The organism is Streptomyces sp. AgN23 (genome assembly GCF_001598115.1).
GTDB lineage: Bacteria > Actinomycetota > Actinomycetes > Streptomycetales > Streptomycetaceae > Streptomyces > Streptomyces antimycoticus.
Window position 1 is genome coordinate 6,216,617 of sequence record NZ_CP007153.1, and the last position, 21,053, is coordinate 6,237,669.

Annotated in this window: 15 protein-coding genes; 9 read left to right on the forward strand and 6 right to left on the reverse strand. The window is 72.5% G+C overall.

Annotated elements, in window-relative coordinates; genetic code table 11:
• The first annotated feature begins 105 nt into the window (after nt 1–105).
• Nucleotides 106–3,048, forward strand: a complete 2,943-nt coding sequence (locus AS97_RS27060; RefSeq protein WP_210565803.1) for a protein kinase — start codon at nt 106–108, stop codon at nt 3,046–3,048.
• 66 nt (nt 3,049–3,114) lie between these two features.
• Here AS97_RS27060 and AS97_RS27065 read toward each other — a convergent pair whose 3' ends face one another.
• Nucleotides 3,115–4,710 (reverse strand): AMP-binding protein, encoded by a 1,596-nt coding sequence (locus AS97_RS27065; RefSeq protein WP_059148906.1) that lies wholly within the window; start codon nt 4,708–4,710, stop codon nt 3,115–3,117.
• Nucleotides 4,711–4,970: 260 nt separating this feature from the next.
• Between AS97_RS27065 and AS97_RS27070 the strand changes: the two genes are divergently transcribed.
• From AS97_RS27070 to AS97_RS27080, 3 genes are all read left to right on the forward strand, one after another.
• The gene (locus AS97_RS27070) at nt 4,971–6,134 is read left to right on the forward strand and encodes an acyl-CoA dehydrogenase family protein (protein WP_059148905.1); all 1,164 of its coding nucleotides are present in this window, start codon (nt 4,971–4,973) and stop codon (nt 6,132–6,134) included.
• Between the two features lie 8 nt (nt 6,135–6,142).
• Nucleotides 6,143–7,198 carry an acyl-CoA dehydrogenase family protein gene (locus AS97_RS27075; RefSeq protein ID WP_125760862.1) on the forward strand — a complete coding sequence of 352 codons (1,056 nt, stop codon included), beginning with the start codon at nt 6,143–6,145 and terminating at the stop codon, nt 7,196–7,198.
• A 465-nt stretch (nt 7,199–7,663) separates the two neighbouring features.
• On the forward strand, nt 7,664–8,239 hold the full coding sequence (locus tag AS97_RS27080) for an ATP-binding protein (protein WP_059148903.1): 576 nt from the start codon (nt 7,664–7,666) through the stop codon (nt 8,237–8,239).
• Nucleotides 8,240–8,562: 323 nt separating this feature from the next.
• Here AS97_RS27080 and AS97_RS27085 read toward each other — a convergent pair whose 3' ends face one another.
• Nucleotides 8,563–9,489, reverse strand: coding sequence for a cyclase family protein (locus tag AS97_RS27085; RefSeq protein ID WP_210565804.1), 927 nt, complete (start codon nt 9,487–9,489; stop codon nt 8,563–8,565).
• 110 nt (nt 9,490–9,599) lie between these two features.
• On the opposite strand from AS97_RS27085, the gene AS97_RS27090 reads away from it, so the two are divergent.
• From AS97_RS27090 to AS97_RS27105, 4 genes are read left to right on the forward strand one after another with little or no spacing between them, the layout of a single operon-like run.
• On the forward strand, nt 9,600–10,511 hold the full coding sequence (locus AS97_RS27090) for an SDR family oxidoreductase (protein ID WP_210565805.1): 912 nt from the start codon (nt 9,600–9,602) through the stop codon (nt 10,509–10,511).
• Nucleotides 10,512–10,566: 55 nt separating this feature from the next.
• On the forward strand, nt 10,567–11,931 hold the full coding sequence (locus AS97_RS27095) for an acyl-CoA dehydrogenase family protein (protein ID WP_210565806.1): 1,365 nt from the start codon (nt 10,567–10,569) through the stop codon (nt 11,929–11,931).
• On the forward strand, nt 11,928–13,394 hold the full coding sequence (locus AS97_RS27100; RefSeq protein ID WP_210565807.1) for an aldehyde dehydrogenase family protein: 1,467 nt from the start codon (nt 11,928–11,930) through the stop codon (nt 13,392–13,394). The genes AS97_RS27095 and AS97_RS27100 overlap by 4 nt, the downstream gene beginning before the upstream one ends.
• Nucleotides 13,395–13,415: 21 nt before the next feature.
• Nucleotides 13,416–14,465 carry a Zn-dependent alcohol dehydrogenase gene (locus AS97_RS27105; protein ID WP_059148898.1) on the forward strand — a complete coding sequence of 350 codons (1,050 nt, stop codon included), beginning with the start codon at nt 13,416–13,418 and terminating at the stop codon, nt 14,463–14,465.
• 78 nt (nt 14,466–14,543) lie between these two features.
• Here AS97_RS27105 and AS97_RS27110 read toward each other — a convergent pair whose 3' ends face one another.
• Entirely contained in the window at nt 14,544–15,566 is a 1,023-nt protein-coding gene (locus tag AS97_RS27110; RefSeq protein ID WP_125760123.1) for a helix-turn-helix domain-containing protein, read from the reverse strand.
• A gap of 111 nt (nt 15,567–15,677) precedes the next feature.
• Between AS97_RS27110 and AS97_RS27115 the strand changes: the two genes are divergently transcribed.
• Nucleotides 15,678–17,012, forward strand: coding sequence for an MFS transporter (locus AS97_RS27115; RefSeq protein ID WP_059148896.1), 1,335 nt, complete (start codon nt 15,678–15,680; stop codon nt 17,010–17,012).
• A gap of 93 nt (nt 17,013–17,105) precedes the next feature.
• Here AS97_RS27115 and AS97_RS27120 read toward each other — a convergent pair whose 3' ends face one another.
• The 3 genes from AS97_RS27120 to AS97_RS27130 form a co-directional block, all read right to left on the reverse strand.
• Complete coding sequence (locus AS97_RS27120) at nt 17,106–17,741, reverse strand: flavin reductase family protein (RefSeq protein WP_247204500.1); 636 nt, start codon at nt 17,739–17,741, stop codon at nt 17,106–17,108.
• Nucleotides 17,742–17,834: 93 nt separating this feature from the next.
• The gene (locus AS97_RS27125) at nt 17,835–18,650 is read right to left on the reverse strand and encodes an enoyl-CoA hydratase-related protein (protein WP_059148895.1); all 816 of its coding nucleotides are present in this window, start codon (nt 18,648–18,650) and stop codon (nt 17,835–17,837) included.
• Nucleotides 18,651–18,666: 16 nt separating this feature from the next.
• Nucleotides 18,667–20,916 (reverse strand): acetate--CoA ligase family protein, encoded by a 2,250-nt coding sequence (locus AS97_RS27130; protein ID WP_210565808.1) that lies wholly within the window; start codon nt 20,914–20,916, stop codon nt 18,667–18,669.
• Between the last annotated feature and the right edge of the window lie 137 nt (nt 20,917–21,053).

Genomic DNA, 21,053 nt, shown 5'->3' on the forward strand with positions numbered 1-21,053 from the left:
CTGTGCGCAGCCGCTGGAACCCGCCAAAAACGACCACATTTGACGGTTTCACGCTGCGCTGATCGCTGATGAGGGCGGCGTTGATCGCGCGCTTGGGGAGGCGTCGTGGAGGAGTACGCGGGCCGGGTGCTGGCCGACCGCTATCGCCTGCCCCTTCCACCCGCCGATGAGTACGAACTCATCGAGACCCGCGCCTTCGACACCTACAGCGGCCAGGAAGTCCATCTGCGGCAGATACCGCTGCCGGAGGTCGTCGACGCCGAAGTCGTCGACGAGGACGCGCGGTGGGGCGGCGGCGGGCCCTCGGGGCGGACCGGCACGTTCGCCGGTGCCGGGCGTACGGCCCGGGGCGGCGGTGATCCGGCCGTCCGGCGCGCCATCGCGGCGGCGACGTCCGCCGCGCAGATCCCCGACCATCCTCGACTCGGCCAGGTCTTCCATGTCTTCGCGGAGGCCGGAAGCCTGTGGATCGTCAGCGAACTGGTCTCCGGCCGTCCGCTGGCCGCGCTGCTGGCGGAGGGCACGCTGTCCCCGCACCGCGCCGCCGAGGTCGCCAACGACATCCTTACGGCGCTGGGCGCCCTGCACGCCCATGGCTGGGTCCACCGCAACATCACCGCCCGAACGGTGCTGTTGTGCGACGACGGCCGCGCGATGCTCATGGGGCTGGCGGCGGGCGCGGCGGAAGAGGCGCTGTGCGGCTACGACCCCGTTCCGGCGCCCGCGTCCTCGCCGTCGACCGAGGCCCCCGCCGCCGAGGAGCCGCGGCCGGATGAGGCCCCGGCCGCCGTGCCGCAGGGCCCGGCGAGCTCCGGCGATCAGCCGGACCGTCCCCAGGGCCAGGGCGGGCGAGGAGACGAAGGGCGCGCCGCCATCCCCGGGGCCCGTACGGGAGAGGACGGCGCGGCGCGGCCGCAGGGCGGCCCGCGCTACCGCGACCAGGGTGCCGCCGGGGGTTTCCTGCCCCCGGGCGGCCCTTACGGTGGCCATGAACCGGCGGGGACGGGTTCCCGGGCCGACGCCGAGGGCCGGGAGCACGGCGGCCATGGCACGGAGACCGGCCTGCCCGAGCCACGGACGCCTTACGGCGGCCACGGGGCGGAGACCGGCCTGCCCGAGCCACGGACGCCTTACGGCGACCACGGCACGGAGACGGGCCTGCCCGAGCCGCGGACGCCTTACGGCGACCACGGGGCGGCGGAGCCGAGTTCGAGGCCCGGCCCCAGCGGTCCGGTGTACCGGGATCAGGTGACGTTCGGTCCGGGAACCGGCGGCCCCATGGCTCCCTACCGGGACCAAGGGGCCGCCGGCGGGCTGCCCGGACCGCGCCGGGCGGGGCAGCCGGGAAGCAGGGAGGGCGAACCGGGCGGCGCCGGTGCCGACGCGCCGAGCGCGGCCGCCCGGGCCGCGCGGGCCAGCGCCATCGCCGCCTACGCGGCGGGCGCGCGAGCCGCCGCGCGGGCCAACGTCGAGGCGGCCACCCGCTCCCCGCACACCCCCGAGCCCGCCTCCGCGGCCGCGCCCGAGCCGGAGCCGGAGCCCGGCGGCGCCCGATGGCCCGGCCAGCCGGACCGTGAGGAGAGCGCCCAGCCGGCCGCCTCCGAAGGCGGCGGTTCCTGGGACACCGGCGGAGCCGCCGTCGGCGGCCCCGCCACCGCGCTCGCCGCCGAACGGGCCCGCCAGGCCCGCATCGTCGTGGTCGGCGCCGTCACCGAGCGGTGGGCACCCGAGCAGGCCGGACCCGTCCATGAGAACTGGCGGCTGGCACCCCCGGTCGGCCCCGCCGCCGATCTGTGGGCGCTCGGCGTGCTGCTGTTCCGCGCGGTGCAGGGCCATGCCCCGTACCCGGAGGAGAGCGCCGCCGAGCTGGTGCAGATGGTCTGCGGCGAGGCGCCCGCGTACGCGGAGGAATGCGGTCCGCTGCGCCCCGTCGTCGAGTCGCTGATGCGCCAGGATCCCACCGAGCGTCCGGAGTTCGAGGAGCTGCGCGGCTGGCTGCGGTCGCTGATCCGGTCGGCGCCCGAGCCGGACGTCGGCAGCAGCACGGTCACGGTGCCGTCGCTCGGCGCGGGCGGGGTGTCCGATCCCCGGCGGCTGCCGATAGTCCGCCGGCGGGGCTGGCTGGTGCGCAGGGGCCGGGGCCGCCGCCCGGCCGCTGCGGCCGACGCGGCGGCCGGGCACGCCCGGCATCGGCGCGACAAGCGGGAGAAGAGGGAGGCCCGGGAGGCCCGGGCGTCCCGGGAGACTCGGGCACCCCGGGAGACCCGGGCGCCCCGGCCGCCCCGACCTCCCCGGGAGAACACGGAGACCCGGGAGACCCGGCAGGCCCCGGCGCCCGCCCAGCGCAAGCCGCGCAGGCTGGGACGGATGCTGTTGCTGCTGATCTTCCTGGCGCTGGCGGCGGCGGTGCTCTACGCGATGATGTTCATGCCGCGCGCCAAGGACGACGACGGCCAGCGGCGTACGGGTTCGTCCGGTACGCCGAGCGCGGCGCCGCACGACCCCGCGGACGGGGACGGCGACGGGGGCGAGGCCGGAAAGCCGGCCGACCCCGGCGACCAGGAGCCGCAGTCCACCGACCCGGCCGGACTGGCCAAGGGCTTCGCGGTGCGCAAGGACCCCAAGGGTTTCAAGGTCGCCGTCCACGAGGACTGGACCCGCCGGGGCGAGAACGGCCGGGGCCAGATCCGCTACATCGGCGGCGACTTCGAGCTGGTGGTCGTGGCCGGACGGGACAAGATGTCCGAGTTCGGCGGCGACCCGATGGCGTACCAGCAGGACCGCGAGGCCGAACTGGCCGCCTTCCGCGGCTCCTCCTGGGCCTCGTCCTCGGGGCTGCGGCGGATTGACGTCGGCCGGACGGCGATGGCGGAGGGCTCGTTCAGCTGGCGCGACAGCAGCGGGCGGAACGTGTACGCGCGCAACCTCGCGATGCTGATCGACGGCCGTTACCACGTGGTCCTGGTCATCGGCCCGTCCGACGAGCGCAGCGCGGTCAACCGCTACTTCGAGCAGGCGACGGCCACGTACAGCACGACCAACGGCTAGGGCGGCGCGGCCAGCGGCTGGGGCGGCGCGGCCAGCGGCTGGGGCGGCGCGGCCAGCGGCCAGGGCTCAGGCGCCGTCCCGGTCCTGGGCTTCTTCGCGTGCCGCCTGGGCGCCGTGCTCCGCGAACCGCTCCCGCAGCCGGTACTTGAGCACCTTACGGAGCGTCTCATTGCGCGGCAGGGCGTCCACCACTTCGAGCCGCTCCGGCAGCTTGTGCACCGACAGCCCCGCCGCGCGCAGATAGGACACCGCCCGGCCGAGCGTCAGCGCCTCCGCCCCCGCCGGCTGCTCCACCACCGCGCAGACCAGCTCGCCCCGGGCCGGGTCGGGCAGGCCGATCACCGCCACATCACCCACGTCCGGGTGCTGGTACAGCAACTGCTCGATCTCCTTGGCCGAGATGTTCTCGCCCTTGCGGATGATGATGTCCTTGGCGCGGCCGGTCAGCACCAGGTGGCCGCTGTCGGTGAGGTGGCCGAGGTCGCCGGTAAGGAAGAAGCCGTCCGCGTCGAACGCCTTACGGGTCTCGGCGTCGTCCAGATATCCGGCGCAGACCGCCTCGCCGCGCAGCCCCACCTGGCCGTCCACCACCCGGATCTCCATCTCCCGGGGCGGCCGGCCCTCGGTGGTGGCGAGGTTCTCGTCCGTATCGTCCGGCGCCCCCATGGTGATCATGGGGACTTCGGTCATTCCGTAGCCGTGGGTGAGCGTGCAGCCCAGCTCCCGTACGACCTCGTAGTAGAGCTCGGGCGGTTTGGGCGCGCCGCCGCCCGCGAGGAGCCGCAGGGTGGGGATGAGCTTGCGCGAGGGGTCCTTGCGCTGTTCGGCCAGGAACATCGAGTAGAAGGCGGTGCTGCCGCCCGCGACCGTCACCCCGTGCCGCCGGTAGGCGGGCAGCGACTCCGGCAGGGAGAAGTGCTCCAGCAGCACGGCCGGGAAGCCGTACAGCAGCAGCATCACGGTGTAGTCCGGCCCGGCGACATGGGCGTACGGGAAGGCCATGGACCCCACGTCGTCCGGGCCGAGGCGCAGCGCGTGGGCGAGGCAGGCACCTGCGGCGATGAGGCTGCGGTCGGTGTGCAGTACGCCCTTGGGGTCGGAGGTGGTGCCCGAGGTCCAGTAGATCCAGCGGACGGCCCGCCCGTCGGTGGGCGGCGGCGGCAGCCGCAGGGCCTGGGGGTCGGCCACCGGCAGGGTGTCGTACGCCTCGAAGACCAGCGGTGGTTCGGGCAGTTCGGCGGCCAGGCGCCGGGCCATCGCGGTGTGGTCGAAGCCGCGCCAGCGGCCGGGCACGGCGAAGAACCGCGCCCCGGACTCGCGGAGCGCGAACCGCACCTCGCGGTCGCGGTAGTAGGGGATCAGCGGGGTCTGCACGGCGCCGAGGCGGGCGAGCGCCATGGTCAGCACGACCGTCTCGATCCGGGTGGGCAGCTGCCAGGCGACCCGGCTGCCGGGGCGTATCCCCATCCGGTACAGCCCGGCGGCGGTCCGCTCGGCGCGGGTGCGCAGGGCGCCGAAGGTCAGCCGCCGGTCATGGCGGGCGGCGGCGCCGGCCTGCAGCAGGGCGGGGGCGTCGGGGGTGAGCACGGCGCGCCGTTCGAGCAGTTCCCACAGCGTCGCCGAGCTGCCGAGCTCATGCGCGTCGTGCGCGACGTCGGTCATCCCGGCCTCCCGTGGAACTCTTCCGGAACCGTTCGAGGCGATCGCGTGATCGTGGCCCGGGAGCCCGGGAGCCCGGGAGCCCGGGAGCCCGGGAGCCCGGGAGCTGAACCGCGCGCCGACCCGGCTCGGACCACAACTGACGACCCATCAGATAGTAGTGGAAGCGTAAGGGCGCGCGCCTTGTCGGTCCAGGGGGTGCGGACTAGCCTGCGGATGCCCGCCTTGTCTGACGGCCCATCAGAAAGGGAGGTCGGCTGCCGATGGATCTCGCCTTCACGGACGATGAGGAGGACTTCCGGCACCGGCTGCGCGCCTGGCTCGCCGACGCCCTGCCCACGCTGCCGGACCGCCCGCATCCGGCCGACTGGCCCGGTCGCCGCGCCTATGACTGCGGCTGGCAGCGCATGCTCCACGACGCGGGCTATGCCGGGCTGCACTGGCCCAAGGACGCGGGTGGCCAGGGCGCGACGCCCACCCAGCATCTGATCTTCCTGGAGGAGACCGAGCGGGCCGGCGCGCCCTATGTGGGCGCGGGCTTCGTCGGACTGCTGCACGCGGGCCCCACCATCGCCGCCGAGGGCACCCCCGAGCAGCGGGCCCGCTGGTTGCCGCCGATCCTGCGCGGGGACGAGGTCTGGTGCCAGGGGTTCTCCGAACCGGACGCCGGCTCCGACCTGGCGTCGCTGCGCACCCGGGCGGTACGGGACGGCGATACGTATGTCGTCAGCGGAAGCAAGATCTGGACCTCGCACGCCGAGATCGCCGACTGGTGCGAACTATTGGTGCGCACCGCGCCGGTAAACGCCGACACGCCCAAGCACCGGGGCATCACCTGGCTCGCGATGCCGATGGACGCGCCCGGGGTGACGGTGCGGCCGCTGCGGACCCTCGCCGGTACGGCGGAGTTCGCCGAGGTGTTCCTGGACGAGGTGCGGGTGCCGGTCACCCATCGGGTCGGGGAGGAGAACGACGGCTGGCGGGTGACCATGGTGACCCTCTCCTTCGAGCGCGGTACGGCCTTCGTGGGCGAAGTGGTCGCCTGCAGGCGGGTGCTGGAGGCGCTGGCCCGCACGGCGAAGGCCAACGGGCGCTGGGACGACGCGGTGCTGCGGCGCCGGTTGGGGCGGCTCGCCGCGGAGTGCGCGGCGCTGTGGCGGCTCACCCAGTGGAATGTGAGCGAGGCGCAGCGCACCGGCGGGGTGCCGGGCGTCGGCGGCTCGGTCTTCAAACTGCGCTTCTCGCAGGTGCGGCAGGAGCTGTACGAGGCGGCCGCCGAGGTGCTGGGGCCGGACGCGCTGGACGCCGGTCAGGAGTGGGTCGCGGACCGGCTCTCGTCGCTCTCGTACACGATCGCGGCGGGGACCTCGCAGATTCAGCGGAACATCGTGGCCGAGCGGATCCTCGGCCTGCCGAAGGGACGGTGAGCGGGGCCGTGGACTTCCAGCTCACGGACGACCAGCGGGCGCTGCGGGCGGGGATGCGCGAGCTGCTGGAGCGGCGCTTTCCGCGGACCCGGCTGCGGGCGGTGGTGGACGGGGACGCGGAGCGGGGTGCGGAGTTGGACCGGGCGCTGTGGCGGGAGCTGGGCGCGGCGGGTCTCTTCGCGCTGCGGGTACCGGAGTCGGCCGGCGGGGTGGGGCTGGGGCTGCCGGAGGCGGTGCTGGCCTTCGAGGAGGCGGGCCGGGCACTGCTGCCGGGGCCGCTGGTCGCGACGGAACTGGCGGCCGGGCTCTCGGGGCTTTGGGCGGCGGGGGGTGCGGTGCCGGGGTCGTTGGAGGCGAGGCTTTCGGGGTTGGCGGCGGGGGCTGTTCAGGGTGAGACGGTGGTGACGGCGCTGGACGAGGAGGGGTCGCGTACGCCGGTGGAGCATCTGGCCTCCGCCGACGCGGTACTGGCGCTGGGGCCGTCGGTGGTCGAGCTGATCTTGGCGGCGGAGGTGGCGCGTGCGGCGGAGCCGATACGGTCCGTTGACCCGGCCACCCCGCTGCACCGGACGGAGCCGAACCGAACCCGGCAGGATCAGGCGGGGCCGGGCCGTTCGGGGATCGCCGCCCGACTGCGCCGCGAGGCGGCGCTGCTGACCGCGGCACAACAGCTCGGCAGTGCCTCCCGAACGGTCGAGCTCGCGGTGGACCACGCCAAGCGGCGCACCCAGTTCGGCCGGCCGATCGGCGCCTTCCAGGCCGTCCAGCATCTGTGCGCCCAGATGCTGGTACGCGCGGAATCATCCAGAAGTGTGGTGTATGCGGCGGCGGTCACAGAAGACCCGGGTGACATCGCGGCCGCCAAGCTCCTCGCCGATGAGGCCGCTGTCCACAATGCCCGCGATTGTCTGCAAGTCCATGGTGGGATGGGCTTCACCTGGGAGGCGGATGTCCATCTGCATCTCAAGCGGGCCTGGGTGCGGGCAGGTCAGTGGCAGTGCGCGGCGGCGGCGGAGGAGGAACTTGCCGCCGGGCTCGTGTCGACCGTTGAAAGATGTTTGTAGCCGGGCTCGATGGATACGCCTGAATTGTTGGGATGTCGCATTCTCTGGGGAGATCCCCAGAGCGTCTGAGGTGACCGAGCGTTGATACCAGGTTGTTTCCTAGGCGTGACTCGTCACAGGGGGGAGTCGGGCCCGGGCTCGGGTACTCTCCGTGGGGTGCGAGCGCTTATGGGGTGCAAGAAGCCCGGCGTTGCCCATGGGGCGATTCCGGGCACGCCGACGCGCCCCGCTCGCACGGGGTACGCGACGCCCGAGCTTCGGTGTTCGAGTCCTCAGGACGTGTGTCGCACAGTATGCCCCACGCATACTCCTTGGCGCTGGAATATGACCGAAGCGCTTGTTGGGGTGACTGTACGTCAACCATGCTGTCGCGCAAGTCTCCCAGCGGTAGCTGGGGGAGTGTCACGGTCCGTGACCTCTTGGAGGTACAAGGCGATGTGTGTGCCGGTTCGGATGGTGTGAGCAGTGCAGGTGCTTCAGGCGCAGATGGAGGTCCGCCCCGATCCGGCGGAGGTGAGCCGTGCCCGTAGGTGGGCCCGTTCGCGGCTCGTCGGATCAGGGATCGGAGCCGACGAGCCGCTCGCTGAGACGTTGATTCTGCTCATTTCCGAACTTGTCACCAACGCCGTGGTACACACCGGCTGTCCGGCCGTGCTGCGGATGCTCTTCCCCGCCCAGTCGATGGGCGGCGGGGGCGGCGCGAACGGGAACGGTGGCGGTGTCGGCGGGGGCGGGGCCCCAGGGCCGTTCGTGAGCCGGGGTCCGGGTCTGGGAACGGTCCGGGTCGAGGTCGCCGACGTCAGTGACCGCGCGCCGCGCCAGCGCTGCGCCGATGAGGGGGACACTCATGGGCGCGGTCTGGAGCTGGTCGACGGTCTCGCCGACCGGTGGGGCTGGCAGCCGGAGGGCTCCGGCAAGCGGATCTGGTGTGAAATCGACCGCGCGAAGGGCGAGGAGCCGCTTTCCAAGAGGCGGGCGGCCTCTCATGCGCCGTCACACATGGGACGAACCAGGCAAAGTCCAGACCAGGTGTTGACGTGACGTGTTCGGTTGATCACGCTAGGGTCAGCGATTCGTCGCGAGGGGACGCCGAGGGCTGTGGTGTCTCTGTGAGCCCTGTGTTCACGGTGACGTTCCTTGGCGAGTGCGGGTCGCGCCCCCGCTGCTGAACCAGGGCTCAGCGTCGGGAGTCGGGTGGCGGTGCGCGGTGCCGTGCTCGGGGCGCGCATGAGCGCACCGCCGCCCGAGAAGATCGACCCGCCCTCCCCTTCTGGGCCCGACGCGCGCCGCCCGGTGCGCACGTTGGGGACGCCGAGGCGGCGGCGGGGCCGGGCGCCAGGGGATGGGTGTCAGGGGGATGGGCGTCAGAGGATCGCGATGGGGGCGACGGGCGCGCCCGTGCCGCCGACGAACGGCTCGGGCGGGGCCGACAGCAGAAAGACGTAGCGCCCCTCCTCGGCGCAGGCGTCGGAGAGTTCCTCCAGATTCCAGTTCTGGCCCTGGAGCATGCCCATCTCGACCAGATCGAGGGCGTGGACCGGCATCCAGAGGTCCTCGATCTCCGGTGGGAAGACCTCGAAGGTCAAGGTGTCGTTGGCGACCGCCGCCACATCGCGGGCGTGGAACCACTCCGGGGTGCGCAGGGAGAGGCCCGGTGAGGGGTAGGCGTATGCCTCCTTCTCGCCCGCCAGGTACCGCTGGATCTGCCCGGTGCGGACGAGGACGACATCGCCGGGGCGCACGGTCGTCCCGGCCAGTTCCTCGGCGGCGTCGAGGTCTTCGGGGGTGACCGTATGTCCCTCGGGCAGCCGCTCGGCGCCCCGGGCGCGCGCCACATCGAGGAGCACCCCGCGCGAGACGAGGGGTCCCACCTTCTCGATACCGCTGAAGGCGGCGCGGTCATGGGTGGTGATGGAGTCGGCGGGGCGGCCGTTGTAGATCCTGCCGGAGTGCGAGACATGGGTGAGCCCGTCCCAGTGGGTACCGGCCTGGAGCCCCATCGTCACGGCGTCGTCGCTGGTCGCCACGGTGCCGGGGTCGAACATCTCGAAGTTGACGGCGATCATCGTATGCAGCGGGTTGATCCGCCCGGGGATCATTCCGGTCTGGATGCCGTCCTGTCGTAGCGGCACCGCGAGGGGAATGCGACGACCGGTCCGTATCGTCGCGGCGGCCTCCCGGACCACGGCATCGGTGATCAGGTTGAGCGTGCCGATCTCGTCCGCCGTCCCCCAGCGGCCCCAATTGTTGACGCGCTTGGCGATCTCGTGGAACTCGGCTGGCAGCGGCATGGCATCTCCTTCGTCGTTCCCGGTCGACGTTTGTGCGCGAGGGCTTGTACTCGGGCCGCGTCTGCTCAAAAATCTAACGGACCGTCAGAAACTCCGGGAGGGGATGCGACGTGGGCAACTTCTTGGACGGCAAGGTGGTCGCCGTCACCGGGGCCGGACGCGGTATCGGACGAGCGGCGGCCATCGCCTGCGCGGCCGAAGGCGCACAGGTGGTCGTCAACGACTACGGGGTCTCGATCGAGGGCGGCGAACCGAGCAGCGAGATCGCCGAGGCCGTGGTCAAGGAGATCGTGGCGTCGGGCGGTGAGGCGGTCGCGGTCGCCGACGACGTCTCGACCATGGCCGGTGGCCAGCGGATCGTGGACACCGCGCTCGACCAGTACGGACGGCTGGACGGGGTCGTCTGCGTCGCCGGGATCCTGCGCGAGCGGATGCTCTTCAACATGTCCGAGGAGGAGTGGGACCCGGTGGTCGCCACCCATCTCAAGGGCACCTTCACGGTCTTCCGGGCGGCGTCGGCGGTGATGCGCCGCCAGCGCTCCGGCACCCTGATCGGCTTCACCAGCGGCAACCACCAGGGCAGCGTCGCCCAGGCCAACTACGCCTCCGCCAAGGGCGGGATCATCTCCCTGGTGCGCAGCGCCGCGCTGGGGCTGCACAAGTACGGCGTCACGGCGAACTGCGTCGCACCGGTCGCCCGCACCCGGATGTCCGCCAACGTGCCGATGGAGCTCAAGGAGATCGGCGAGCCGGAGGACGTGGCGGCCCTGGTCGTCTATCTGCTGAGCGAACGCGCCCGCGCGGAGCGGATCACCGGCCAGGTCTATACGATCGCGGGCCCCAAGATCGCGGTTTGGGCCCAGCCCCGTGAGCTGCGTGCCGGATACACCGAGGGCGCCTGGACCCCGGAGAAGATCGCCGACTTCCTCCCGGGCACGGTCGGCACCGATCCCATGCCGATGCTGGCTCAGCTGGAGGCCATGGCCAAGGCGGCTGCCACCGACCAACGCCCCAACGCCTGACCGCGACAACGGCAGGGGTGCCGGGAACACCGCAGCGCCGACGAGGGGAGAGGCTGTGGACTTCGCTTTCGGACCGGAGGACGAGCGGTTCCGCACCGAAGCGCGCGACTGGCTCGCCGAGCACTTCGCCGGACCGTTCGCCGCCCTCAAGCAGGAGCCGGGCGGCCACCCCGGCGAGGCGCGCGGCGATATGACCGCCCGCCGCGCCTGGGAGCGCGAGCTCGGCACGGGCGGCTGGATCGGCCTGGGCTGGGACCGTACGGACGGGGCGTACGGCAACCGCGCGGCGACGCTGACCCAACAGGTCGTCTGGGCCGAGGAGTACGCCCGCGCCGGGGCTCCCGGCCGACTGGGCCATATCGGCGAGAACCTCCTCGCGCCCACCCTGCTCGTCCACGGCGACTCCGCACAGCGCGCCCGCTTTCTGCCGCCCATCGCCCGTGGCGAGGAGCTGTGGTGCCAGGGCTACAGCGAACCCGACGCGGGCTCGGACCTCGCCGGGCTGCGGACCCGCGCCGTCCGCGACCCGGGAGAGGGCACCTATCGCATCACCGGGCAGAAGATCTGGACCTCCCTCGCCCATGAAGCCGACTGGTGCTTTGTGCTGGCGCGCGCCGAGGAAGGCTCACAGCGCCATCATGGACTCTCCTTTCTGCTGGTGCCGATGGACCAGCCGGGACGGATCGAGGTGCGGCCGATCCGGCAGCTGACCGGGACCGCGGAGTTCAACGAGGTGTTCTTCGACGGGGCCGTGGCCCGCGCCGAACACCTCGTCGGCGGCGCGGGCCACGGCTGGCGCGTGGCCATGAGCCTGCTCGCGGTGGAGCGCGGGGTCTCCACCCTGGTCCAGCAGATCGGCTTCGCCCAGGAGCTGAGCCGGGTGGTGCGGCTGGCGCTGGAGACCGGCGCCGCAGAGGAGCCCGTCCTGCGTGACCGGCTCATACGGCAGTGGGCCGAGCTCAAGGCCATGCGCTGGAACGCCCTGCGCACCCTGGGCGCCGCACAGAACCCCACCGCGAACCCCGCCCGGGACTCAGCCGTCCGGGACCCCGCCCCGAACGACGCACGGGACCCCGCCCCGCGGAAGGGCGCCGCCCATGACCTCCCCCCGGGGAGTGCGGACCGCCAGGCCCCCGGCCCAGGCGATCCCGGCCCGCAGGACCCCGGCGCGCCCAGCGTCGCCAAGCTGCTGTGGGGCGGCTGGCATCAGCGGCTCGGCGAGCTGGCCGTGCAGGTGAGAGGCGCCGCGGCCGCACTCGGCCCGGCACGCTGGACCGCCGGCCGGCCGTACGAACTCGACGCCTTCCAGCGTCTCTTCCTCTTCTCCCGCGCCGACACCATCTACGGCGGCTCGGACGAGATCCAGCGCACCATCATCGCCGAGCGCGTACTTCACCTCCCCAAGGAATCACGCCGATGACGAAGACCTATGCGCACTGGATCGCCGGCTCGTGGCGGGATCCCGGGAACGGGCACTACCCCGTCATCAACCCCGCCACCGAGGAGACCGTCGGCCATGCCCCCGAGGCCGACCCGGCCGATGTGGACGCCGCCGTCCGGGCCGCCCGCGGCGCGTACGACGACTGGTCGCGCACCGCCCCCCGGGAGCGCGCCGCCGTACTCGACAGGGTCGCCGATCTGCTCGCCGAGCACACCCCGGACCTGGTGCCCCTCGTCCAGGCGGAGACCGGGGCGACGCTGCGCGTCACCTCCTCCCTCCAGGTGCCCCCGGCGATCGACCGCTTCCGCCGCTATGCGCGCGGCGCCCTCGAACCGGACACCGTGCCGCTCGCCCCGCTGCCCATGGCCGCCACCCCGCTGGCGCCCGGCGGGCTGATCGGAGCGGCAGCGGTCCGCCGTCCTCTCGGTGTCGTCGCCTGCATCACCTCCTACAACTTTCCTCTCACGAATCTCGCGGGCAAGGTCGCCCCGGCCCTGGCCATGGGCAATACGGTCGTGGCCAAACCCGCACCGCAGGACCCGCTGTGCTGTCTGGAACTCGGCCCCCTGCTCAAGGAGGCCGGGCTCCCGGACGGTGCCTTCAATGTCGTCACCGGCTCGCGCGCGGCCGCCGGCGAGGCGCTGGTCGCGCACCCCGGTGTCGACATGGTCAGCTTCACCGGATCCACCGCCGTGGGTAAGAAGATCGCCGAATCCGCGGGGAGGTCGATGAAGCGCACCCTGATGGAACTGGGGGGCAAGGGCGCGGCCATCGTCCTGGGGGACGCCGACGAGCGAGCGATCGCGTCGGCGGTCGGGGCGGTCGGTTCGACCTTCTCCTTTCACAGCGGACAGATCTGCACGGCGCCGACCCGTGTGCTCGTCCATCGATCGCTGTACGAGAAGGTCATCGCCGCACTCACACACTACGCAGAGTCACTGAAGATCGGGGACCCTGTGGATAACTCCACGATCGTCGGTCCGTTGATCTCCGCCGCGCAGCGTGATCGCGTCGAGGCGTATCTCTCCGGAGCCCGCGCGCAGGGCGCCCGGATCGTCGTGGGCGGCGAGCGCCCCGCCCACAAGCCCGGCTTCTACGTCGCCCCCACCCTCATCGCCGACGCCGACCCCGCGATGACCGTCGCGCGGGAGGAGCTGTTCGGACCGGTCGTCGTAGCCCTGCCCTTCGACGACGAGGACGAGGCGGTGCGGATCGCCGACGCCACCCCCTACGGCCTCTACGACTATGTCTTCAGCGCCGACGCGGGCCGCGCCTGGACCCTCGCGGCCCGTCTGCGCAGCGGAAACGTCGGCATCAACACCGCCCAGCGCCATCCCGAGACGCCGTTCGGCGGGTTCAAGGAAAGTGGAGTCGGCCGCGACGGCGGCTCGTTCGGCCTGCACGCGTACAGCGAACTCCAGTCGCTGGTCTGGGTCTCCTGAGGCACCGGAAGGGTGATGAGGATGAGAGGCGTCATCTTCGACGGCACGGCGCCGCGCGTGGTCGAGGACCTGGAGGTGCGCGACCCCGGCCCCGGCGAGGTGCTGGTGCGCATCGCCGCCGCGGGGCTCTGCCACAGCGATCTGTCGGTCATCGACGGCACCATCCCCTTCCCCCTCCCCGTCGTCCTCGGCCACGAGGGCGCGGGCGTGGTCGAGGAGATCGGGCCGGGCGTCACCCATGTCGCTCCCGGCGATCATGTGGCGCTGTCCACCCTCGCCAACTGCGGGACCTGCGCCGACTGTGCCCGGGGCCGCCCCACCATGTGCCGCGCGGCGATCGGCCGGCCGACCCGGCCCTTCCGCCGCGGCGACGAGCGGCTGTACAACTTCGCCTCGAACTCCGCCTTCGCCGAGCGCGCCCTCGTCACCGCCGTCCAGGTGGTGCGGATCCCCGAGGAGATCCCGCTCGTCTCCGCCGCCCTCATCGGCTGTGCCGTCCTGACCGGCGTCGGCGCCGTGCTCAATCGCGCCAAGGTGGACCGCGGTGAGTCGGTCGTCGTCATCGGCAGCGGCGGCATCGGGCTCAATGTGCTGCAAGGGGCCCGGATCGCCGGGGCGTTCCCCATCGTCGCCGTCGACTCCAACCCCGCCAAGGAGCCGCTGGCCCGGCGCTTCGGCGCGACCCACTTCGTGCGCGCCGCCGACGCCGTACGGGAGATCCTGCCGACCGGCGCGGACCACGCCTTCGAATGCGTCGGCTCGACCGGGCTCATCCGTCAGGCCGTCGATCTGCTCGACCGGCACGGCCAGGCGGTGCTGCTCGGCGTGCCGCCCGCCGACGCCGAGGCGGCCTTCCGCGTCTCCTCCATGTATCTGGACAAGTCCATCCTGGGCTGCCGCTACGGCTCCTCACGGCCGCAAGCCGATATCGCCCTGTACGCCGGTCTCTACCGGCAGGGGTTGCTGCTGCTGGACGAACTGGTCAGCAGGACCTACCCGTTGGAGGACTTCGCCAAGGCCGCCGACGACGCCCACCACGGCCGGGTGGCGCGCGCCGTGCTCACCTTCTGACAGGCTCCGACCTGCCTACGGTCTGCCTTACGGTCCGCATCCGGCCCGGGTCCGGCCCGCCTCCAGTACCCCTGACCGTCACCGCACGGCTTCGCGGTCGTCGGCCTCGGCGCCCGCGCGGAAGGTGCGGCGGTAGGCGGTCGGGCTGACGCCCACGGCCGCCTGGAAGTGCTGGCGCAGGGACGCGGGGGAGCCGAAACCCGCCTCGCGCGCCACCTGGTCCACCGACAGGCCGGTGTCCTCCAGGAGACGACGGGACCGCTCCACCCGCTGCCGGGTCAGCCACTGGCCCGGGCTGACGCCGACCTCCTCGCGGAAGCGGCGGGTGAACGTCCGCACGCTCATCGACTCCTGGGCGGCCAGCTCCCTCAGCGAGATGGGCCGGTCCAGCCGGCCGAGCGCCCAGGCGCGCGCCGTCGTCGTGGTGGCCTGCTGGGGCTCGGGCAGCGGGCGCGGGATGTACTGGGCCTGGCCGCCGTCGCGATGGGGCGGCACCAGGCTGTGCCGGGCGACGTCGTTGGCGACGGCCGAGCCGTGGTCGCGCCGCACCAGATGCAGACACAGGTCGATCCCCGAGGCGACACCGGCCGAGGTGAGCACATCGCCGTCGTCCACGAACAGCACATTCGGATCGACTTTGATCGTCGGGAAGAGCCGCTGGAATTGGCCGACGCTGGCCCAATGGGTGGTGGCCGGTCGGCCGTCGAGAAGACCGGCGGCGGCGAGTACGAACGAACCGGTGCAGATGGACACCCAGCGTGCGTCCGGCCGGGCATGGGCGAGCGCGGAGGCGAGCGGCTCGGTCATCCGGCCCTCCTCGCGGACCGGGCCGAGTGCGTACGAGGCGGGCACCAGGATGGTGTCGGCCTCGGCGAGGGCCTCCGGGCCGAGTTCCACGGCGATCGGGAAGTCGGCGTCCGTGGGCACCAGGCCGGGCTCGACGGTGCAGGTGACCACCTCGTACAGCCGCCGGCCGTCGGCGGAGCGGGCCTTGCCGAAGATCCGGTACGGAATGCCCAGCTCGAAGGGGATCACACCGGGGAGAGCGAGGACGACGACGCGATGGCGCCCGTTGGCGTTACCGGGTGGGGATTGGGGCACTTCCAGCCTCCCGTCGCTCGGACATGGCCCCACAGGGGCGTGGCCCGATCCTAGCGAAGGCTGTCCCATGGGCCACTCGTCCTTGAGGAACCGCTGCTCAATGCTGGTCCGGTGACGCAGACAACCGAACTTTCCGGAACTCCCGAACAGGACAAGCAGCCCGACCGGCCTCCGCGACGGGCCCTCCCGCGCCTTCCGCACCGCGCCTGGTCGGTCGCCGCCATCGCCTTCGTGACGATCATCGGCGCCGCCGGATTCGCCTCCCTGCCCGGTCTGCTCATCGATCCGCTCCACGACGAGTTCGGCTGGTCGCGCGGCACGATCGGGTTCGCGGTCTCCGTCAACCTCGCCCTCTACGGGCTCACCGCCCCCTTCGCCGCCGCTCTGATGGATCGCTTCGGCATCCGTAAGGTCATCGCGGCCGCGCTCGCCGTCATCGCGACCGGTGGCGGCCTTACGGTCTTCATGACCGAGCCCTGGCAGCTCATTCTCTGCTGGGGCGTGCTGGTCGGCCTCGGCAGCGGCTCCATGGCGCTGGCCTTCGCCGCGACCGTGACCAACCGGTGGTTCGTCGCCCAGCGCGGTCTGGTCACCGGCATCCTCACGGCGGGCGGGGCCTCCGGACAGCTGATCTTTCTGCCGCTGCTCTCCTGGATCGTCGAACGGCACGACTGGCGGCCCGCCGCGATGACGGTCGCGCTCGCCGCGCTGGCGATCGTCCCCCTCGTCTGGCTGCTGCTGCGCGACTACCCCTCGGATGTGGGCCTCGCCCCGTACGGCGCCGACGGGCCGCCCACCCCGCGGCCCGCAGCCCGGCGCGGCGCCGCCCGGCGGGCCGTCAAGGCCCTCACCTCGGCCTCGCGTACCGGCACCTTCTGGCTGCTCGCGGGCACCTTCGCGATCTGCGGCGCCTCGACGAACGGCCTCGTCAAGACCCACTTCGTGCCCGCCGCGCACGACCACGGCATGCCGGTGACGGCTGCCGCGAGCCTGCTCGCCGTCATCGGCGTCTTCGACATCATCGGGACGGTGGCCTCCGGCTGGTTCACCGACCGCTTCGACGCGCGACGGCTGCTGGCCATGTACTACGCGCTGCGGGGGCTCTCCCTGATGTTCCTGCCGATCTTGCTGGACGACGCGGTGCATCCGCCGATGATCTTCTTCATCGTCTTCTACGGTCTCGACTGGGTCGCCACCGTGCCGCCGACAATGGCGCTGTGCCGGGAGCAGTACGGGGAGGACAGCGCGATCGTCTTCGGCTGGGTGCTCGCCTCCCACCAGGTGGGAGCCGGGGTCGTCGCTTTCGTGGGCGGTATGGCGCGGGACGCCTTCGGCTCGTACAACCTGGTCTGGTACGGCGCGGGGGCGCTGTGCGCGATCGCCGCGCTGATGTCCCTGGTGATCCAGCGCGGCCCGAATGCGCAGGCCGCGGCGGCGGCGGTCTAGGGCCGCGCGGTCTTACGGGAGGACGCGCGGCTTTACGGGGGGCCGTGCGGTCTTACGGGAGGCCGCACGGCGCTTACGGAAGGCCGCTCGGGCTCACGGAAGCGCCGTGAACTCCCCGAAGGAGCCGCGGTGGAAGAGCAGCGGCCCCGATCGCGCCGCGGACTCGTCCGTTCCCAGGGCCCGGACGCGGCCCACCACGACCAGATGGTCGCCGCCCGTGTGCACGGCGTGGACCGCGCAGTCGATCCACGCCGGGACGTCCGCGAGACGCGGTGAGCCGGTGACGGGGGACGGTTCGTAGCGGACACCCGCGAATTTATCGGGGCGCCGGGAGCCGCTGACCGCGAAGGCGCGGCACAGCTCGCCCTGGTGGGCGCCCAGGACATTGACGCAGAAGACGCCCGCGCGGGCGATGCGCGGCCAGGTCGTGGAGGTGCGGGCGACCATGAAGGCGACCAGCGGCGGGTCCAGGGACAGCGAGGCGAAGGACTGACAGGCGAAGCCGGTCGGGCCGGTCCTGTCGACGGTGGCGATCACGGTGACCCCGCTCGCGAAATGGCCCAGTACGCTGCGGAATTGGGCGGGGTCGACCGGGGGCCGCTCATCGTCGCGCACACAGCGCAGCTCCGGCGGGGGCAGCGGTTCGACCGGTCGTACGGCGGCGGTCGGCGAGCCGACGGCCCGGAGGTAGCGGACGGCGGTGGCGGCCATACCGGCGTGTCCCATCATGGCCCGTCCCTCTTTCTTGGCTTGCCCGATGACTTTCCTGACTTTCCTGGCTTTTATCCGGTTTGTCTTGGCTTGTGTGACGGCGTGGGTCTCTCAGCGGCCTCGGTACACGGGGGGCCGGCGCTCGATGAACGCGCTCAGGCCCTCCTGAGCGTCGGCCGTGGTCATGTTGGTCTCCTGCGCCGCCGCCTCGGCGGCGAACGCGGCCGGGCGCCCCGTCTCCAGGGAGGCGTTCACCAGCGCCTTGGTGAGAGCGAGGGCGCGGGTCGGGCCGGCCGCGAGGCGCTCGGCCCAGGCGCGTGCGGTCTTGGCCAGGTCGTCGTCCGGGACGACCCGGTTGACCAGGCCCAGCCGCTCGGCCTCGGCGGCGGGCAGCGCGTCGCCGAAGAACATCAGCTCCTTCGCGCGCTGCGGGCCGGTCAGCCGGGGCAGGAGGTACGCACCGCCCCCGTCGGGGACCAGACCGCGGCGGATGAACACCTCGATGAAGACGGCCGATTCGGCGGCCAGCACCAGATCGCAGGCGAGGGCGAGATGGGCGCCGAGCCCGGCCGCGGTGCCGTTGACGGCGGCGATCACCGGCTTCTCGCAGTCGAGGACGGCGGCGATGAGCCGTTGCGCTCCGCCGCGGATCAGCCGGGCGACATCGCCCGCGACACGTTCCGCCGCGGCCGGTGTGCCGCGCAGATCCGCCCCCGCGCAGAAGCCCTTGCCGGTAGCGGTCAGCACGACGGCCCGCACTGCCGGGTCGGCGGAGGCGTGGTCCAGCAGCGAAATCAGGTGTTCTCGCTGGTCGGGGGTGATGGCGTTCATCGCGGCGGGGCGGTTGAGCGTGATCCACGAAACGCCGTTGTCAGTGGTGTGCCGTAGAACGGAGTCAAGCGCTTCTTCGGGGGAGGGAGAGGTCATGGGAACGCTCCATCGGTCAGCGGCAGATCGCCAGCGCGTCCAGTGCCACGGCGCCTTGGCCGCGTTCCAGCACCATCAGCGGATTGACGTCGAGTTCGGCGAGGTGGTCCCCGAGTTCCAGGGCCATGCGCTGGACCCGCAGCACGACCTCCACGAGCGCGTCCACATCGGCCGGGGGAGCGCCGCGCACACCGTCGAGGAGGGCGCGACCGCGCAGTTCGGCGAGCATCGCGCTCGCCTGGTCCTCGCCGAACGGGGGGACGCGCACGGCGGCGTCACGGAACACCTCGACGAGCACGCCCCCGATACCCACAGTCACCGTCGGGCCGAAGAGGGAGTCGTGGCTCATGCCGACGACCATCTCCACCCCGCGCTGGACCATCTGGCAGACCAGCACCCCGTCCAGCTCGACGCCTTCGCAGCGGGCGATGTCGGTGAGCTCCCGATAGGTGTCGCGGACCTGGCTGGCCGAGGTCAGCCCCAGCCGGACCAGTCCCAGCTCGGTCTTGTGGGCGAGCTGCGGCGCGGATGCCTTCATGACGACGGGGTAGCCGACGAGCCCGGCGGCGCGGACGGCCGCGGCGGCGCTGGTCACCAGCTGCTCGCGCGGCACCCGGATGCCGTACGCCCGCAGCAGCTGTTTCGCCGCGTGCTCGCTCAGGCGGCCTCCTGGGCGCAGCAGATCGCGCACCTTGCGCAGAGATGGGGACGGGGTGCGCGGGGCGTCGTCGAAGGGGGAGCGGTAGGAAGCGGTGAAGCGGTGGTGCCCCAGATAGGCGCGCACGGCGGTGATGCAGTTGGCGAACGTACGGAAGGTGGCCACGCGCGAGGAGCCCAGCAGGGTGGTGCGGTAGGCGTCCTCGGTGCCGACCGGCGAGCCCCACACCACGCACACCAGCTTGTCCGTCTGCTCCGCCGCCTCCACCAGATCCTGCGCCAGCTTGTCGCTCATGGGCGGAAAGGGGCCGGTGATCGGGCAGATCAGCACGCCCACGGCGGGATCGGCCAGGATCGCGTCGATGATCTTGCGGCCGCGCCAGTCGCCGACCGGGTGGCCGCCGTTGTCGACCGGGTTGGCGACGCTGAGATCGCCGGGTATCCACTGGTGGAGCTCGGTCTGCTTCTCGGTGGAGAGGGTGGGCAGGGTGAGGCCCGCCGCGGTGGCGAGGTCGGAGAAGTGGGCCCCGGTGCCCCCGGAGATCGAATACACCACGACGCCCTCGGCGAGCGGCGGGCGGGCGCGGGCGAGCAGCGCCGCCGTGTCCTGCAGCTCGTCCAGGCCGTCCACGCGGATCACGCCGAACTGCCGCATGGCCGCGTCCACCACCGCGTCCGAGCCGGTCAGCTTGCCGGTGTGGGAGGCGGCCGTGCAGGCGCCGGTCTCGGTGCGGCCGACCTTCACGGCGACGACGGGCACCTTGGCGCGGGCGGCCCGGTCGGCGGCGAGGAGGAAGCTGCGGCCGTCCTTCAGCCCCTCCGCGTACAGGGCGATGGCGCCGACCTCGGGCCGGGTGGCGAAGTAGGAGATGAAGTCGGCGGTCTCCAGATCGGCCTCATTGCCGGTCGGGGCCCAGTGGCTGAGCCGGATGCCGAGTTCCTGGAGGGTGAAGACCGGGCGGCCCTGGTGGCCTGACTGGGTGATGAGGGCGATGGCGGGCCCGTCGAGGTCGTCGCGGAACTTCTCGAAGGCGTTGAGATTGGTGTTGGGGCCGAGCAGCCGCAGCCCGGCGCCGCGGGCCGCGGCGGCCAGCCGGACCTGCGCGGCGGCGCCCTCGGGGCCGGTCTCGGCGAAGCCGGAGGCGAAGGCGACGGCGAACTTCACCTTGCTCCCGTCGAGTTGCTCGATGACGGGGAGCGGGTCACGGACGAGGAGGACGGCGAGATCGACGGATTCGGGCAGCGCGGCCACGGACGGTACGCACGGAATGCCGAAGACGGCGGGACGGGAGGGATGCACGGGGTGCAGCCGGGCGCCGACACGTTCGGCCCAGGCCAGGAGCTGGCGGGTGATACCGGTGTTGGGGCGGCCGTCCGCGTCGGAGGCGCCGATGAGGGCCACTGACTCGGGATGGAAGAAGCGGTCCAGATCGGGGACGGCGGAGTGCAGCGGGCGCCCGCTGACGTCTACGTCCCCCGCGCCTTCGGCGGTGCCGTCCGCCGTCTCCCTGCTGGAGACGTGCACGGCGGGGCCGGGGGCCCGCCCGCAGGCGACGGCGCGGGCATGACGGGAGTTGGTGGTCAGGGTGCCGTAGGTCGATCCAAGCATCGGTATCCGCCACTCCTGCTCGTTGGCCAATAACCGGGCAGGTGACCGGGTGGTTCGGCGGCAAAACTGACGCCAAGTCACATTACCCAGTAGTCAGGTTACTGAACTGACGGCCTGTCAGGAATGCTCGGGGCGCG